This is a genomic window from Proteiniphilum sp. (assembly GCF_040307845.1).
Lineage (GTDB): Bacteria > Bacteroidota > Bacteroidia > Bacteroidales > Dysgonomonadaceae > Proteiniphilum.
Genome location: NZ_JAWRIS010000060.1, coordinates 21,634 through 36,759, shown reverse-complemented (window position 1 = coordinate 36,759; position 15,126 = coordinate 21,634). Strand labels below are relative to the sequence as shown.

Annotated in this window: 15 protein-coding genes and 1 pseudogene; 5 read left to right on the top strand and 11 right to left on the bottom strand. The window is 43.0% G+C overall.

Annotation, left to right across the window (positions count from 1 at the left end; genetic code table 11):
• The first annotated feature begins 6 nt into the window (after positions 1-6).
• From ABV001_RS14530 to ABV001_RS17300, 3 genes and pseudogenes are all read left to right on the top strand, one after another.
• Positions 7-549 (top strand): 1-acyl-sn-glycerol-3-phosphate acyltransferase, encoded by a 543-nt coding sequence (locus ABV001_RS14530; RefSeq protein WP_352423487.1) that lies wholly within the window; start codon positions 7-9, stop codon positions 547-549.
• A 182-nt stretch (positions 550-731) separates the two neighbouring features.
• A pseudogene (locus ABV001_RS17305) lies at positions 732-1,364 on the top strand (HAD-IA family hydrolase); the annotation flags it as partial.
• 126 nt (positions 1,365-1,490) lie between these two features.
• On the top strand, positions 1,491-2,432 hold the full coding sequence (locus ABV001_RS17300) for a DUF3667 domain-containing protein (protein WP_502929903.1): 942 nt from the start codon (positions 1,491-1,493) through the stop codon (positions 2,430-2,432).
• A 156-nt stretch (positions 2,433-2,588) separates the two neighbouring features.
• Here the strand turns inward: ABV001_RS17300 and dinB are convergent, their stop codons facing one another.
• From dinB to arfB, 9 genes are all read right to left on the bottom strand, one after another.
• Positions 2,589-3,677, bottom strand: a complete 1,089-nt coding sequence (gene dinB, locus ABV001_RS14520) for a DNA polymerase IV (protein WP_352423485.1) — start codon at positions 3,675-3,677, stop codon at positions 2,589-2,591.
• 124 nt (positions 3,678-3,801) lie between these two features.
• Positions 3,802-5,679, bottom strand: coding sequence for a TonB-dependent receptor (locus ABV001_RS14515; RefSeq protein ID WP_352423484.1), 1,878 nt, complete (start codon positions 5,677-5,679; stop codon positions 3,802-3,804).
• A gap of 176 nt (positions 5,680-5,855) precedes the next feature.
• Positions 5,856-6,194, bottom strand: coding sequence for a four-helix bundle copper-binding protein (locus tag ABV001_RS17295; RefSeq protein ID WP_502929901.1), 339 nt, complete (start codon positions 6,192-6,194; stop codon positions 5,856-5,858).
• A 31-nt stretch (positions 6,195-6,225) separates the two neighbouring features.
• Positions 6,226-6,423, bottom strand: a complete 198-nt coding sequence (locus tag ABV001_RS14505; RefSeq protein WP_352423483.1) for a CsbD family protein — start codon at positions 6,421-6,423, stop codon at positions 6,226-6,228.
• A 153-nt stretch (positions 6,424-6,576) separates the two neighbouring features.
• On the bottom strand, positions 6,577-7,299 hold the full coding sequence (locus ABV001_RS14500) for a type 1 glutamine amidotransferase (protein ID WP_352423482.1): 723 nt from the start codon (positions 7,297-7,299) through the stop codon (positions 6,577-6,579).
• A 1-nt stretch (position 7,300) separates the two neighbouring features.
• The gene (locus ABV001_RS14495) at positions 7,301-7,780 is read right to left on the bottom strand and encodes a DUF6265 family protein (protein WP_352423481.1); all 480 of its coding nucleotides are present in this window, start codon (positions 7,778-7,780) and stop codon (positions 7,301-7,303) included.
• Between the two features lie 57 nt (positions 7,781-7,837).
• A complete protein-coding gene (locus tag ABV001_RS14490; protein WP_352423480.1) occupies positions 7,838-8,455 on the bottom strand; it encodes an NAD(P)H-dependent oxidoreductase in 618 nt (205 codons plus the stop codon).
• A gap of 149 nt (positions 8,456-8,604) precedes the next feature.
• Positions 8,605-9,900, bottom strand: coding sequence for an O-acetylhomoserine aminocarboxypropyltransferase/cysteine synthase family protein (locus ABV001_RS14485; protein ID WP_352423479.1), 1,296 nt, complete (start codon positions 9,898-9,900; stop codon positions 8,605-8,607).
• A gap of 174 nt (positions 9,901-10,074) precedes the next feature.
• Positions 10,075-10,488, bottom strand: a complete 414-nt coding sequence (gene arfB / locus ABV001_RS14480; protein ID WP_352423478.1) for an alternative ribosome rescue aminoacyl-tRNA hydrolase ArfB — start codon at positions 10,486-10,488, stop codon at positions 10,075-10,077.
• Between the two features lie 204 nt (positions 10,489-10,692).
• Between arfB and ABV001_RS14475 the strand changes: the two genes are divergently transcribed.
• Positions 10,693-11,337, top strand: a complete 645-nt coding sequence (locus ABV001_RS14475) for a helix-turn-helix transcriptional regulator (RefSeq protein WP_352423477.1) — start codon at positions 10,693-10,695, stop codon at positions 11,335-11,337.
• Positions 11,338-11,366: 29 nt separating this feature from the next.
• Entirely contained in the window at positions 11,367-12,572 is a 1,206-nt protein-coding gene (locus ABV001_RS14470; RefSeq protein WP_352423476.1) for an NAD(P)/FAD-dependent oxidoreductase, read from the top strand.
• A gap of 22 nt (positions 12,573-12,594) precedes the next feature.
• Here ABV001_RS14470 and ABV001_RS14465 read toward each other — a convergent pair whose 3' ends face one another.
• Together ABV001_RS14465 and ABV001_RS14460 are read right to left on the bottom strand one after the other, a co-directional pair.
• Positions 12,595-13,011, bottom strand: coding sequence for a Fur family transcriptional regulator (locus tag ABV001_RS14465; protein ID WP_352423475.1), 417 nt, complete (start codon positions 13,009-13,011; stop codon positions 12,595-12,597).
• A gap of 71 nt (positions 13,012-13,082) precedes the next feature.
• The gene (locus ABV001_RS14460; protein ID WP_352423474.1) at positions 13,083-14,990 is read right to left on the bottom strand and encodes a heavy metal translocating P-type ATPase; all 1,908 of its coding nucleotides are present in this window, start codon (positions 14,988-14,990) and stop codon (positions 13,083-13,085) included.
• Positions 14,991-15,126: the final 136 nt, after the last annotated feature.

Sequence of the window (15,126 nt, the reverse complement as noted above, 5' to 3'; positions counted from 1 at the left end):
GAGAGAATGGGGAAGATCAGCAAATTTATCTACAATAAAATCCTCGGCTGGCGTGTCAGAGGCGAATTTCCTGTTCTCTCCAAATGCGTGATTGCCGTGGCGCCTCATACCAGTAACTGGGATTTCCTGATCGCGAAGCTGGCCTATGCTTCTATCGGCAGGACGGCCAATTTCCTGATCAAGGCGGAATGGTTCGTATTCCCTTTCAACCTGTTTTTTAAAAGTCTGGGAGGTATTCCCGTAACCCGCGAAAAGAATTCCTCACTCACCGACTCTCTTGCCGCCGAGTTCAACCGGCGCAATCAGATGCAACTGGCTATCACCCCCGAAGGCACCCGTAAGCCGGTACAGGAATGGAAACGGGGATTTTACTACATTGCCTTCAAGGCTGGAGTTCCGATATTATTGGTCGGTCTTGATTACGGTAAAAAGGAAGCCATCTCCCTTGGCCTTATTTATCCGTCAGGCGATTATGAAAAGGATATCCAAGAAATCAAATCCCGCTACAAAGGAATTCAGGCTAAGAAACCCGGGAACTTTTTACTGTAAAATACCAGGATAGTCAACGAAAAATCAAAATATCGCCTATTATCCGAAACTCAACTCTCCACTTTAGAATGGACACTACAGCACCGGAAATAAATATTTCTAATGAACAAAAATAAATTTTGTTCAACAATGATTGGATAAAATCGTTTAGTAGAGGTTATCTTTGCCAAAAATTGCATTCAATGAACTACACTGCCTATTTGTTTGATTTCGATTACACGTTAGCCGATTCATCACGGGGAATTGTTACATGTTTCAGGAATGTCCTTGACCGTCGCCAATTTACAGGTATCACCGACGAAGCAATCAAACGTACGATCGGGAAAACGTTAAAAGAATCGTTCTCTATCCTTACAGGGGTAGCCGATCCGGAACTGTTGGCCTCCATGCAAAAAGAATATTCTGTAGAGGCAGATATCCATATGAATGCCAATACGGTGCTTTTTCCTGAAACTGTAACTGTACTGACCAAACTGAAGAAACAAGGAGTGAAGATCGGGATTGTTTCTACCAAATTTCATTTCAGGATACAGAGTTACCTGAAAGATTACTTTCCAAATGATTTTTTTGATGTGATCATCGGGGGTGAAGACGTAGAATCACATAAACCTTCGCCGGAAGGTATATTCCTCGCACTTGATCGATTGAATTGCACTCCGGAGAAAACATTGTACATCGGAGACTCTGAAGTCGATGCCGAAACAGCACAAGCGGCCGGTATAGACTTCGCCGGCATACTGACCGGAATGACAACAGCTGAAGAACTTCGTGCTTTTCCGCACCGGCTTATCTTGACTGATTTAAACGATTTGTTGCTTCCTCCTGCGCAGAAAGTCTGGAAAAATACTTGCCATATAAACTTTCAACTCCGGAAATGCATTGCGTTCCAAAGGTTGCTGCATATCAAAAGAATCAGAGGACGTTCAATACCCGGGGCTAACATGGAGGAGACCACTCTTTGCAAGAACTGTGGATATACGTTCAGCGGAAATTATTGTAACCATTGCGCCCAAAGTAAAGATACACGACGATTTAACTTTCGTTCAGGTATTTTACATGCATTAGGAGGATTAAGCAATATCGATCGCGGTTTCGGATATACATTAATCGAACTGTTATCCCGGCCGGGCTACATGATCAATGATTTCATAGCGGGAAAACGTGTCCGCTATTTCCGCCCTTTTCAGACACTTTTTGTATTGGCAGCCGTATATATCTTGATGGTCCAGTTTATCGATCCGGATGCCTTAAAGAAGAATGATGCTGGTAAACCGACAAAACAACAGGAAACAGAAGATGTCAGAAATCAGCCACAGAGGGAGTTGGACATCAAGGAAGATAAAACCGGTAAGACAGAAACCTCTCCTGACGAAATAGACAAGGTCGTAGATAATATTGAAAACAAGTTGTCATACCTTTATGAAAGAGAACCGTCGGAGAATTCTTTTATCCAAAGGGTATGGGATATTTTAAAGAACTGGGCACATGGGAACAAAGCGGTCAGTATCATTTTCACGCTTCCCCTTTTCGCTTTGGCTACCCGTATGGCTTTTCGTAAACGGACCTATAACCGCCATTATAATTACACCGAACATATTTTTGTGCAAACATATATTGCCTGCCAGGTACTGCTTATAAGTTCTATTTTTTTGCTGATCCGTGGGAAGGCTGAAGTAAACAGCTTATATAATATATCCAATTTAGGTATATTTGCATTGTTTGTCTGGGATTACAAGCAGCTTTTCCGTGGAACTTGGTGGCAAACTCTCAGACGGACAATATTGATGTTCTTTTATAGCCTTCTACTTATCGTTTTCATCGCGATCCTACTCATTGCCCTTCTCATAGCAGGAGCATTCCTTTCAGAATTATTTGGCTTCTGATGATCCAATGGGTATCTGATAATCCAATAGGTAAGGGATAATAGGCTATTGGTATATGGGTATGGGATCTGGTAATTAGTAATTAGTAATTGGTAATTAGTAATTGGTAATTAGTAATTGGTAATTGGTAATTAGTAATTAGTAATTAACAATGAATCAGTCCTTAAAATCTAGCGAGAGTTGGACAGCTTCGAGTGGTAGGTGAGCCTGGTCGGCATCGGCGTTTTTCAGGGTGAGTCCCATCAGCCGGATTTTTTTCTCTTCCAGGTCATCTACATGGAACAGCAGTTCTTTTCCTAATTCAAACAACTCCTGGTAGGTCTTGATATAATAGTTCACAGTCCTGCTCCGGGTAATGATCGTGAAATCGGCATACTTGATCTTCAGTGTGAGCGTCTTGGCAAGAAATTTCCTCTTTTCAGCCCTTCGGGATACTTCACGGGCAATTTCATCGAGGGCGCCCAGCATATCCACAATTTCATTCAGGTCCTCCGGAAAAGTCTCTTCGGCACCCAACGATTTACGAACTCTCTCCGACTCCACTTCCCTGTCGTCTACTCCTCTCGCAAAATGATAATAGGCAATCCCGGCTTTCCCGAACTCACGTACCAAATCAACTTCGTTCCACTGTTTCAGGTCGTATCCGGTTTTGATTCCGAGGTCCGCCATTCTCGCTGCCGTCACTTTCCCCACTCCAAAGAACTTGCCTATCGGCAATTGATCTATAAAATCCTCCGCTTTATCCGGTTCAATCACAAAGAGTCCGTCCGGCTTTTTATAGTCGGATGCAATCTTTGCCAGAAATTTGTTATAGGAAACACCGGCTGACGCTGTGAGGCGTATACGGTTAAATATCTTCAGTTTGATCTCTTTTGCAATCATGGTGGCGGAACGGAGTCCCCTATGGTTCACAGTCACATCGAGAAATGCCTCATCGAGAGAAAGCGGTTCCACTTTATCGGTATATTCAAGGAAGATCTGCATGATCTGGTTCGACACATTCCGATAGATATCGAATCGGGGCATGACAAAGATAATGTGAGGACATTTTCGAAGTGCCGTTACCGAAGCCATTGCCGAATGAACACCATATTTGCGTGCTTCGTAACTCGCCGCGGCAACCACCCCCCGTTTCTCACCATACCCCACAGCAACCGGTTTACCCCGAAGTTCGGGATTATCGCGCTGTTCAATGGATGCGTAGAAGGCATCCATGTCGATATGGATTATCTTCTTATGGTTCATGGTAACAAATGTAGTTTCAATTTATTACAATTCAAAAAGAAAGACAGAAAAACTCCTCAAATCTATTTATCCTCTGGAATAAAATTTTTCCAACCGCTTTATCTCAGATTTGAACGGTTCACCCTTATAAATCGAGGCTTATACCTCCCATGAATGTAGCACGGGGCATCGGGAAGCCAAACATGGTCTCATATTTTTGCGCCAGCAGGTTATCCCCTTTTACAAAAATTTTCATCCATTCCAACGCACGGTAATCAACCCGTGCATCCACTAACGTGAAATTGGTTGTTTGGACATTCTCTCCTGTCGATAGATAAAGGTGACCTATAACTTGTGCTCCGGCGCCAAGCGTGAATCTGCCCGGAGAATAAGTCACACCGGCATAAAACTTGTTGCGGGGTGCTCCGGTGATGGGTGTGTCCATATGCAGATAGCTATAATTGGAGTTTACATTCAGGTTGTCCAGTATGCGGTAATTCATGCTGAACTCGATCCCCTTATTGGCAAACTCACCTACATTCTGGTTTTGCGGTCGGCCGTCTACCTGTACAACCTCTACGATATTATCCCCTTCCATGTAATAGAGGCTCATTTCCATCGACAGGCGGTTTTCCAATAAACGCTGGCTCACTGTAAAATCATAACTGATGCTTCTTTCAGGAAGCAACTCCTCATTGGCCGGTTCATACATGTACAGTTCCCTCATGTTGGGCGTCCTGAATCCTTTGGAAACCGACAGTTTCAGATGTGTTTCCGGTGCAGCTTTGTATGATATACCGGCCTGAGGAACCCATTCGTTCCCGTACAGTTTATGATTTTCGAGACGTAATCCGGCATTCAGTAAAAAACGGCCGAGTTCCTGGTGACTAAACAGATATCCGGCTACCTCGTGCAGTTTTATATGGTCTGCGTAGATTTCAGTTTCAGGGTTTCTATAAGCATTTCCACCATATAGCTTCAGGTCAAATCCTCCGGTAATGGTGTTTCCCTTAAACAGTCCAACCGACTGGAAAATGTTGACTCCACCCATATAGTCGGTTGAATGGAAAAGATATTCCTGCGGATTTTGCCCTTCAAAATGTCCATCGTTTATCTTGTGATTTCCCCAGTTATAGTAGAAATTGACAGCGCCGCTTGTCTTGCCGTAATTATTCTCGATGGATAAACCGGACATCCCCCGTAGCACGTCGGTTGTTCCGTCGAGCATGGGTTGAGTTACAGTCCCCGGGTTTTGGCCGTTGGCTTTGGCAATATTGATGTTTCCGGTTACTTTCCACTCGTTGGATAGATCATATCCCAATTTTGCATATCCACTCCATGAGTCGTACTCAGAATTAACACGATGTCCGTCAGTGCGTTCGTAGTTACCGCTAACAACTCCCGAAAACTTACCATTACGGTAACTGTCCGTCAGGGAGTAGCGCTGCGTTCCGTAAGAACCACCCATCAACCTTACATTTAACCGGTTGCCATCTGCCAACGCCTTACGGGTAATAATATTGATTGTACCACCCATAGCGTTCGAACCGTATAGCACCGAAGCCGCTCCACGCGATACCTCTACACGTTGTGCATCGGAAGCGATATAGGCATCGGCTACGGGATGACCAAAAATAGTAGCATATTGGGGATGTCCATCGATCAGGATCAGTACACGACCCGCCCCTCCGGAGAAACCACGCAGGCTGATTCCCCCTGCCGCTCCACCGGAAACTCCATACCCCGCCATTCCCCGTGTAGTCACGAAAAGGCTGGGAACCTGCCGTGACAAGGCAGGGAGTAAATTGGTTTCTCCACTTTGTTCCAGTGTGTTGCGACTTACAATACTTACAGGCACCGGCATCACGTCACGTGAAATAGCTACCCGTGATCCGGTAACGATTACTTCATCCAGATCATAGCTGTTACTTACGCCGATGGTGTCCGGCCTATGTTGATTTTGTCCGTTTATTACTGCTGAAAATAGCAGAAATGCCCCCAATAAATTACTAAACTTATTCATCTAATCGTATCACATATTTATATTGTTACTGATCTTCAATATACTAACAAGGCAGTCTATGCCTGACTGCCTTGCCATGAAGATTTTTCTCTACAAATTTAACTATTTACTTCAAATTCTCCTTAAAAAATGTATACAGTTTATTAAATGGAATACCATGTGCCCTGCCGTACAAATCAATGGAATGATGACATTTTACGACATTCATCAGCACATTTCCTGCAAGCTTCAGCACATTTCCGACAGTGATCATGCGGGTGTTTCTCACACTCCTCAGCGCATTGGTCGCATATTTCAGCACACAGTCTGCATATTTCTTTCGCTTTCTCACTGCCCAGACTCATCAACTGGGCGGCAGCATAACATATTGCAGCGCATTCCATATCCGTTTGGATACATTTTGCCATCATTTTCACATCTTCTTCTTTCGTGCATGAAGAAGCACAATAATTACACGCACTTGCACAGGCGAGGCAAGAATCGATACATGATTTATAATCCTGAAATGTTGTCATAGCTATTATTTTTAATGGTAAAGTACCTGATTTATAACTTATCCAACTGCTGATTAAACCAATCACGGATTTCATCTTTGGCTTTACCGGTTTTCTGTTGGATTTTTCCATACAATTCATCTTCTTTACCTTCTTCATAAAGAAGATCATCATCTGTCAGGTCGGCCCATTCCTGTTTAGCGCGTCCTCTTAACTCGTTCCATTTTCCTTTAAACCTTAAATCATCCATAACCAATAGTCTTTAAAAGAGCTCCTTCATTGAAAACTCTATATATAAAACAAGACCTACTTTATGAATGTTCGTCCTTTCAGGCTCCTTAACCAGGCTCTATTTTATTTAACCTTTTCATTATAAGGATATAGTAAAGATGCCAGGCGTATCCTACGACCTACTTGGTTCGCGCTTCCCTTTCAGTAAGTTCTGTAAAATCCCCTCCATTATCCGATTACAGTTTTCTGCATACACCATTGTGCCGGATTTTATCTGCTCTGCGGTTTGTATATAATGGCTTTCATGAAGTTCATCCGCACAGTTCTCCGATATCAAACTGACGGTTTCTCCGGTTACTTCCAGATGGAATTGCAAACCTATCACATTTTCATTATAACAAAACGCCTGATTGGTATTGGCGTCAGATGAAAGCAGATTGAGCCCGTCCTTTGGTATTTCAAACCTGTCGCCATGCCAATGAAAAACGGTCGGATTGTCTTTGAACAATCCATAAAACCAAGCTAATTGCTTACTTTCCTGCGTACACATTACAGGAAACCAGCCGATTTCCTTATGCGCCGCCTTATCTACTTTAACACCCAGGCATTCGGCTATAAGTTGGGCACCCAGACAAATACCCAATACTTTTTTACCGGATTGAATACAGTTCCTGATAAATACCTTTTCCTCTTTTAACCAGGAAAAACGATTCTCATCATAGACACCCATTGGACCACCCATGACAATCAAAACATCTATATCTTTTGCATCGGGTAAATGATAGCTTTCCCCATAAAACCGGGTATATGAAATGGAATGATTGTTCTTCACCAACCAACTCTCAATATAACCCAACCCTTCGAAGGGTACATGCTGTAAGCAATGTACTTTCATATTACTTTTCAAATATAAACGGGATTTTTATTGTATCATCTGCAATCTCAGCATTCAGCATATTATCCGTTTTCCAGTATCTGATCGTTTTAGGAAAATCATTCAACCTGTTTTCACAAGTAAAAGAATTATTTTCATAAGCAATCACTTTAAAATCGGTTGATTCCTGATCACCCGGGGTTTTCACCTGAAAATACCAAGTTCCATTCACAGGTGACAAAATCATATTTTCTTTCCAAATAGTATCAGCGTCTTGTAAAGTAAAACCCTCCCCGATATAGGTTGAGTCGTTCTCCTTTTTCCAATTCTCAAAAGTCTTTTTTCCATCCTCATCATTCGTTCTATTCCATTCTGCGAGTAAAAAATCAAAATCATATTCTGCATAAGAGAATACCTTATTGGAATTATCTGTCTTATTGGAAGAACAGGATAGAACAAAAAGCATGACAAAGAGCACCATAATTCGACTGATTGTTTTCATTTTATATCTATTTTAGAATGGAAAAAAACTTTTATCTCTATTCCGGGCATATATTTGTCAACCCTGCTTATTTAATGAGAATGTCCGTATTACCCTTTCTTTTTCCAGACGGAATTTAGGAGTGATTGATGGCTGGTTGGCGTCTTCCTTATCCCTGTAACCGATAGCAACAGCAAACAATGTTTTATATTCATCCTGTTGTAAAATGCGGTCATAGGCATCGGTCTCAACTCCTTCCATCGGCGTGGAGTCAATACCCATACTTGCACAGGCGCTTAAAAAGAAGCCCAATGAAATATATACCTGACAAGATAACCATGATTTAATTCCGGCCTCACCCTTCGGTTTCACCATCCGGTTGTAATAAGAGCCGGATCTTTCGGGGAGACGGGAAAGATTCCTGTTCTCAAAATCCTCCACATTTCCAATCACGCTGAAAACAACAATATGGCTGGCGTCATTGACTTTCTCTTCGTTATGAAACGACACTTTCGACAATTCACTTTTCGTTTTCACATCCGAAATAAAAGTGAATTTCCAGGGTTGACTATTTATAGAAGAAGGGCTTAACCGCAGAATTTCTTTCAGTTTTTCGATTATCTCATCAGCGATTTTCCCATTCGGGTCATATTTTTTGGTTGTGTACCTGCTCTTTGCAATATCTAAAAAACACATATCTTTAAAATTGAATTACACCATATTTTTTGCAGACACAAATATAGCGAAAGTTGAGAGAAAAAAGTACATCCTATATCTTAAGACCCTTATCCAAGAAAATGGCTGATTCATTTTATTGACCAGCCATTCCTATGTTTATTATACTTTTAAATCTTGTCGAGTGCCTGTTGCAGATCAGCCTTTATATCGTCAATATTTTCAATACCGACCGAAATACGAAGCAATCCGGGTTCAACACCACTTGCCCTTTGGGCTTCAGGCGATAATTGCTCATGCGTAGTAGCCGCCGGGTGGATGATGAGCGATTTGGTATCTCCCACATTGGCAAGATGACTTAGCAACTGCACGTTATCGATCAGTTTATCGGCATCTTCCGGTGCTCCTTTCAATTTAAAGGTAAGCACAGCTCCCGGTCCCTTAGGGAAATATTTCTGTGCCAGAGCATAGTATTTGCTGCTCTTCAACCCGGGATAATTCACATATTCAACCTTTGGATGCTGTTCAAGCCATTCGGCCAGCGCCTGCGTATTCTCCACATGACGTTCGAGACGAAGAGAGAGAGTTTCCAATCCCTGTACCAGGAGGAAGGAATTGAACGGACTGATGGTGTTTCCCCAATCGCGCAATCCCTCTACCCGCGCACGGATATTGAAAGCAATGTTGCCGAACTGGCTGTCAGCCCCGAATACATCCCAGAAGACCAATCCATGATAACTTTCCGACGGTTGGGTGAAAGAAGGAAATTTACCGTTTCCCCAATTGAATTTACCGCTATCCACAATCACTCCGCCAAGGGATGTTCCGTGACCACCGATCCATTTGGTAGCCGACTCGACCACTACCGCCGCACCATGTTCAATGGGTCGGAAGAGATAACCGCCCGCACCGAATGTATTATCTACAAACAGTGGGATGTCGTGCCGATGGGCCACTTCGGCAATGGCATCGAAATCAGGAATATTCAATTCAGGATTACCGACCGACTCCAGATAAATGGCTTTGGTATTGTTGTCGATCAGTTTTTCAAACTCTTCGGGATTTTCATTTGGCGTAAAGCGTACTTCAATACCTAAACGTTTGAATTGCGATTTGAATTGATTATAAGTACCTCCATACAGGAAAGGCGTAGATACAAAATTATCGCCCACCTCCAGGATATTGTTCAGCGCGATGAATTGTGCCGATTGCCCCGATGAAGTCGCCAATCCGGTCACACCGCCTTCCAGGGCAGCCACACGCTTTTCAAAAACGTCAGTGGTAGGATTCTGCAAACGGGTATAGATATTTCCGAACTTTCGAAGACCAAAGAGATCAGCACCATCCTTTGCATCCTCAAATACGTAGGATGAGGTCTGATATATGGGTAAAGCACGTGAATGCGTTGTTTTGTCTACTTCTTGACCTGCATGAACCTGCAGGGTTTCAAATTTATAACTGCTCATATTGATACTATTTTAAATAAAATATACGATGTGTAAATAAAAATATTGAAGTTGTTTTGACGCTACAAAGGTAGGATAAGCCATATGGTAGCACAATACCACAAATATAGTATATTTTCACCTTTTAGCATACATTAAGCACGGCCGGGAAATCTACATTATAAATACAACAACCTACACATCAAAATCTCCTGAGCGGAAGCGTTTCTTTCCGGATTGCCGTTTTTTATCGTCCAACCGTTTTTGTACGGATTGGAATGTGGGTTTGGTAGCGATCCGTTTTCTTTCCGGCTTGAGAGCCTCGCGAATAAGAAGCCGGAATTTCCCGGTCACCGCTTTTTTATTGATCCATTGGGTACGTTCGGAATCACTGCTGATCTGTAGTACTCCGTTTTTACTAATTCGGTTGGACATTTTTTTGAGGATGAGTTGTTTCTGAAGTTCGGTAAGATTTTCCGATCCATTTACGTCGAATGAGAGCACCACTTTCGATGCCACTTTATTCACATTCTGTCCGCCACTACCACTACTTCTCACAGCGGTAAACACACATTCTTCAATCAGCTTTTCTATGTCAAACTCCATCATTATATTGATTTGAACCTCCCCGAAACACATTTTATATTCTGCAAATACAATGAAAGCCGAACGGGTAAGCCAAATTTGTTTGAGCTTGTCTGAGGCGCATCTTATATTCTACAAATATAGCCTTTTTATACAAAAACAGTATTTCCATAAAGAATGTTTTGAAACTTTTGCTTAACTTCGTAGTCTGTTCATTCAGACAACAAAATGCATACTTATATCATTGCCGACAATCAGGATATTACACGTGAAGGGCTTATTTCCGTACTGAGATCACAGGACATAAAAAACCGCGTGGAAACGGCTCATACCCGCGCCGAATTGCAAATACGGCTGCGCAACTATCCCGAGTCGGTTGTAATATTGGATTATACGTTATTTGATTTTGTTTCCGTCAATCAACTTTTAAACATGAAGATGGGAGCAAAGCAATCCTCATGGATCTTGTTTTCCGAAGAATTAGAGGATCATTTTCTTCGTCAGATATTGTTGATCGATACCGGTATCAGCGTAGTGATGAAGCACAATTCGCTGCAAAATATACTTGACGCCGTTATCTGTGCCACTTATGGTGAAACCTATCTGTGCGATATCGCAGAGTCAATACTAAAGGACAGCAATCCGCAGAAAAAAGAGTCGGATACTCTGACCGCCTCAGAGAAAAATATCCTACGGGAAATAGCCCTGGGAAAGACCACCAAAGAGATAGCTTTTGAGAAACACCTCAGTTTTCATACCGTAAATACTCACCGCCGGAACATTTTCCGGAAGCTGACTGTAAATAATGCACATGAAGCGACGAAGTATGCATTGCAAGCCGGTTTGATCGATCTGATGGAGTACTATATTTAGTGCAGTTTTGGATATAATATCAAGATAGTATGGATTTAAAATCTAACGAACCGTTCTGGCTGGTAAAGAATGGATTACTGGCCTCTTATCCCTCACTCCACAGCGATGCCGGATGTGATGTCCTGGTAATTGGCGGTGGTATTACCGGCAGCCTGATAGCGCACCAATGTGTTGGAGAAGGATACAAAACTATACTGATAGATAAGCGAGAGGTATGCACCGGAAGTTCTTCCGCGACTACATCGATGCTCCAGTTCGAAATCGATACCCCTCTGTATAAATTGATTGAACTGATTGGAGAGAAAGGAGCCATTGCAAGTTACGAGGCATGTTACAAGTCAATCGACCAATTGGGTGAAATTGCTTTCAGGATAAAATCAAAAGCCGGGTTCAGGAAAAAAGATTCACTCTATTTTGCCGCTTTTAAAAAGGATGTGGATTGGCTTAAGAAGGAACTTGAAACACGAAACAAGGATGGCTTTGAAGGAAAATGGCTTGACGGGGAAAAAATCCTAAAAAAATATGGCATACATGGAACATACGGTGGTATTCTCTCCACCCAGGGAGGAAGCATAGATGCTTTCTGCCTGGCACATGAATTACTGGAATACAATCACAAGAAAGGATTGGATATCTATGATAAAACCGAACTGACGGGTGTAGATCACAAAAAGGGCTTTAATCTCTGTACTACTGCTACCGGAGCAGTCATCAAAGCAAAAAAAATAATCTATTGCGTAGGTTACGAAGCTGCCGGCATGATCAAGGAGAAATTTGTGGATTTGCTCAGTACCTATGCTATTATTTCGGAAGTAGATGAAAAACTCTACCAACAATATAAAGACGTGCTTATCTGGAATACGGCCGATCCTTATCTATACATGCGTACTTCGGATGACGGGCGCTTTCTGGTTGGCGGTGAAGACGAAGAGTTTCGGAATCCAATCAAACGTGATGCCCTGATCGGTCAAAAAGAACAGAAGCTTATCAAAGCTTTCAAAAAATTGTTTCCCGACAAGGCATTCTATTCCGATTTTGCATGGGCAGGGACTTTCGGCCAGACCAAAGACGGACTACCTTATATCGGTGAACACGCCGATTTCAAAAACTCCTATTTTGTGTGTGGTTTTGGAGGTAATGGCATCACTTTCTCCGTCACCGGAATGGAAATGGTTTCCAACTGGTTGCAAGGGAGAAAGCACCGGTTGTCACCCTATTTTGCCTTTGGACGATAGCTTATTATCCGGACAATATCGCTTACCGGACACATTGAGCGCAAACACCTTTCATCACGAAATTGACATTTTCAAGACGAAAGTGCCGGGGTAAAGGTATGTCGGGGATAGAAATACTTTCCATGCAATAGGTGTTACCACATTTGTTACAATGGAAATGCACATGCAGGTCGCCCAGGGAGCACTGGCAATCATCACGGCAAACTGAATATTTTATGGAACCGGAACCATCGTCGATGCTATGGATGAGATGGTGTTGATGAAACAGCTTTATTGTGCGGGATAATGTGGATTTATCAACTGTTCCCATTTCAGCCTCCAGATCGGAAAGACTAAAAGCGGAGTTGTGGCTAAGCATAGCCTTCAATGCCAGCATCCTGATGGCCGTCGGCTTTATATCCCTGTGATGAAGTATTTTTTCTATATGTTCCGTATCCATAAATTGCAGACTATTTACCCAATATAAAATGTAAATATAACTATTGCAATCCAACTACAAACAATATAACCTTAAAACTTCTTCCTCATGATGCGGATGGAGTTGAAAATGGCCAGTAACGATACACCCACATCTGCAAATACCGCTTCCCACAAAGTGGCCATTCCTCCTGCTCCGAGTATCAACACGATAAGTTTGACACCAAAAGCCATAGAAATATTCTGAATTACAATCCTCCGGGTAGTTTTGCCGATACGGATCGCCGTCGGTATTTTAGATGGCTGGTCAGTCTGAATGACCACATCCGCCGTTTCGATGGCGACATCGCTTCCCAAACCACCCATTGCGATACCCACATCACTCATGGCCAGCACCGGGCCATCATTTATTCCATCTCCCACAAAAGCCACTTTATTGGATGGATCATCCCTAAGTGCTTCAAGTTTTTCTACCTTCCCCTCAGGCAACAGGTCTCCGTAAGCTCGATCAATACCCAGTTCTCCGGCCAGCTTCGACACGATAGCCTGTTTATCACCGGAAAGCATCACTATATTCTTGATCCCGACTGCGTGCAACGCCTCGATCGCCACTTCCGTATCGTCCTTCAACACGTCGGCCACAACAATATACCCGGCATATTTGCTATCAATCGCGCATAAGACTGTAGTCTCCGGGATATCTGCAACTGCCGGGGGAAAAGCAATACTATTGGCATATAACAGTTTTGTATTTCCAACGAGTATCTTCTTCCCATCGAATTCAGCTTCAACACCTTGTCCTGCAACCTCCCTGACATTCACAGGTTGCCCAAAGTAGATATTGCTCTTGGGCATTGAAGACACAATGGCCCGGGCAATAGGGTGGTTGCTTTGCGTTTCCACCATAGCCACGGTATGGAGCAGTTCCTCTTTCGGAATACCTTCTACGGGAACGATATCCTGCACTTTGAATACCCCTTTTGTCAAAGTACCGGTCTTGTCCATCACTACAGTATTAATCTTTGTAATGGCATCCAGATAATTACTGCCTTTGAACAGGATACCCTGACGAGACGCTGCACCGATCCCTCCGAAATAACCCAATGGAATACTGATCACCAACGCGCATGGGCAGGATATGACCAGAAATACCAATCCACGATATAACCAATCATTGAACAGATATACAAATCCAGCGTCAATGAACGACCATACCCAGGGCAATACGACAATCAGTACAGCCAATGCAGTGACAACCGGGGTATAGATACGGGCGAATTTGCGGATAAACTGTTCAGCCGGGGCCTTCCGTTCGGTGGCATTTTGCACGAGTTCTAAAATGCGGGCAAGCGCACTTTGCCCAAACGGTCGGGTAACCTTTATCCGGCAGACACTGTCAGTAGCGATCATACCTGCCAGTACTTCTTCATCTCTTTTGATATTGCGGGGAACACTTTCTCCCGTCAGTGCCGAAGTATTGAATGAAGCTGAATCGGAAAGCACAATACCGTCCAACGGAACCCGCTCACCTACCTTTACCTCGATAGTCTCTCCTACTCTTACGTCTTCCGACAAAACAGTCTCAATGCCATCACCCCTGACCACAGATGTTTTTTCAGGACGGATATCGAGTAATGTACCAATATTCCGCTTAGCACGGTTGACAGCTCTTTGCTGGAATAGTTCCCCAATGGAATAGAACAGCATAACCGCTACTCCTTCCGGGTATTCACCGATAAAGAAAGCGCCGATCGTAGCGATACCCATCAAGGTGAATTCGTTGAAAATATCCTTTCCCAGCATGGCTTCCCCGGCTTCTTTCAACACAGGAACGCCAACCGGCAGGTAAGCAACAAGGTACCATGACAACCTTATCCACTGATTTTCAAAAAGGGAAATACCGGTTGCGGACATGATTATACCAATGATTAACAGGATGGATGATGCCAATATCCTTATGATGGCTACCGAATAAGAGCCATTACCACAACAATCTGCCATAACTTTTATGTTTTACTATGTATGCAACAACAAAACTACAACCAATCCGGTGCAACTGGGTTGCAAAAAAGAATTATCTTTGTGAATCATAAATAAAATCCATTGGATTTATTGCATCCCCAATGATTTCCGGTAA

Excerpts from the sequence above, each read along its gene's own strand:
- ABV001_RS14530 (WP_352423487.1), top strand. The coding sequence starts at position 7 with ATGGGGAAGATCAGCAAATTTATCTACAATAAAATCCTCGGCTGGCGT.
- ABV001_RS17300 (WP_502929903.1), top strand. The coding sequence starts at position 1,491 with ATGGAGGAGACCACTCTTTGCAAGAACTGTGGATATACGTTCAGCGGA.
- dinB (WP_352423485.1), bottom strand. The coding sequence starts at position 3,677 with ATGAACCATAAGAAGATAATCCATATCGACATGGATGCCTTCTACGCA.
- ABV001_RS14515 (WP_352423484.1), bottom strand. The coding sequence starts at position 5,679 with ATGAATAAGTTTAGTAATTTATTGGGGGCATTTCTGCTATTTTCAGCA.
- ABV001_RS17295 (WP_502929901.1), bottom strand. The coding sequence starts at position 6,194 with ATGACAACATTTCAGGATTATAAATCATGTATCGATTCTTGCCTCGCC.
- ABV001_RS14505 (WP_352423483.1), bottom strand. The coding sequence starts at position 6,423 with ATGGATGATTTAAGGTTTAAAGGAAAATGGAACGAGTTAAGAGGACGC.
- ABV001_RS14500 (WP_352423482.1), bottom strand. The coding sequence starts at position 7,299 with ATGAAAGTACATTGCTTACAGCATGTACCCTTCGAAGGGTTGGGTTAT.
- ABV001_RS14495 (WP_352423481.1), bottom strand. The coding sequence starts at position 7,780 with ATGAAAACAATCAGTCGAATTATGGTGCTCTTTGTCATGCTTTTTGTT.
- ABV001_RS14490 (WP_352423480.1), bottom strand. The coding sequence starts at position 8,455 with ATGTGTTTTTTAGATATTGCAAAGAGCAGGTACACAACCAAAAAATAT.
- ABV001_RS14485 (WP_352423479.1), bottom strand. The coding sequence starts at position 9,900 with ATGAGCAGTTATAAATTTGAAACCCTGCAGGTTCATGCAGGTCAAGAA.
- arfB (WP_352423478.1), bottom strand. The coding sequence starts at position 10,488 with ATGATGGAGTTTGACATAGAAAAGCTGATTGAAGAATGTGTGTTTACC.
- ABV001_RS14475 (WP_352423477.1), top strand. The coding sequence starts at position 10,693 with ATGCATACTTATATCATTGCCGACAATCAGGATATTACACGTGAAGGG.
- ABV001_RS14470 (WP_352423476.1), top strand. The coding sequence starts at position 11,367 with ATGGATTTAAAATCTAACGAACCGTTCTGGCTGGTAAAGAATGGATTA.
- ABV001_RS14465 (WP_352423475.1), bottom strand. The coding sequence starts at position 13,011 with ATGGATACGGAACATATAGAAAAAATACTTCATCACAGGGATATAAAG.
- ABV001_RS14460 (WP_352423474.1), bottom strand. The coding sequence starts at position 14,990 with ATGGCAGATTGTTGTGGTAATGGCTCTTATTCGGTAGCCATCATAAGG.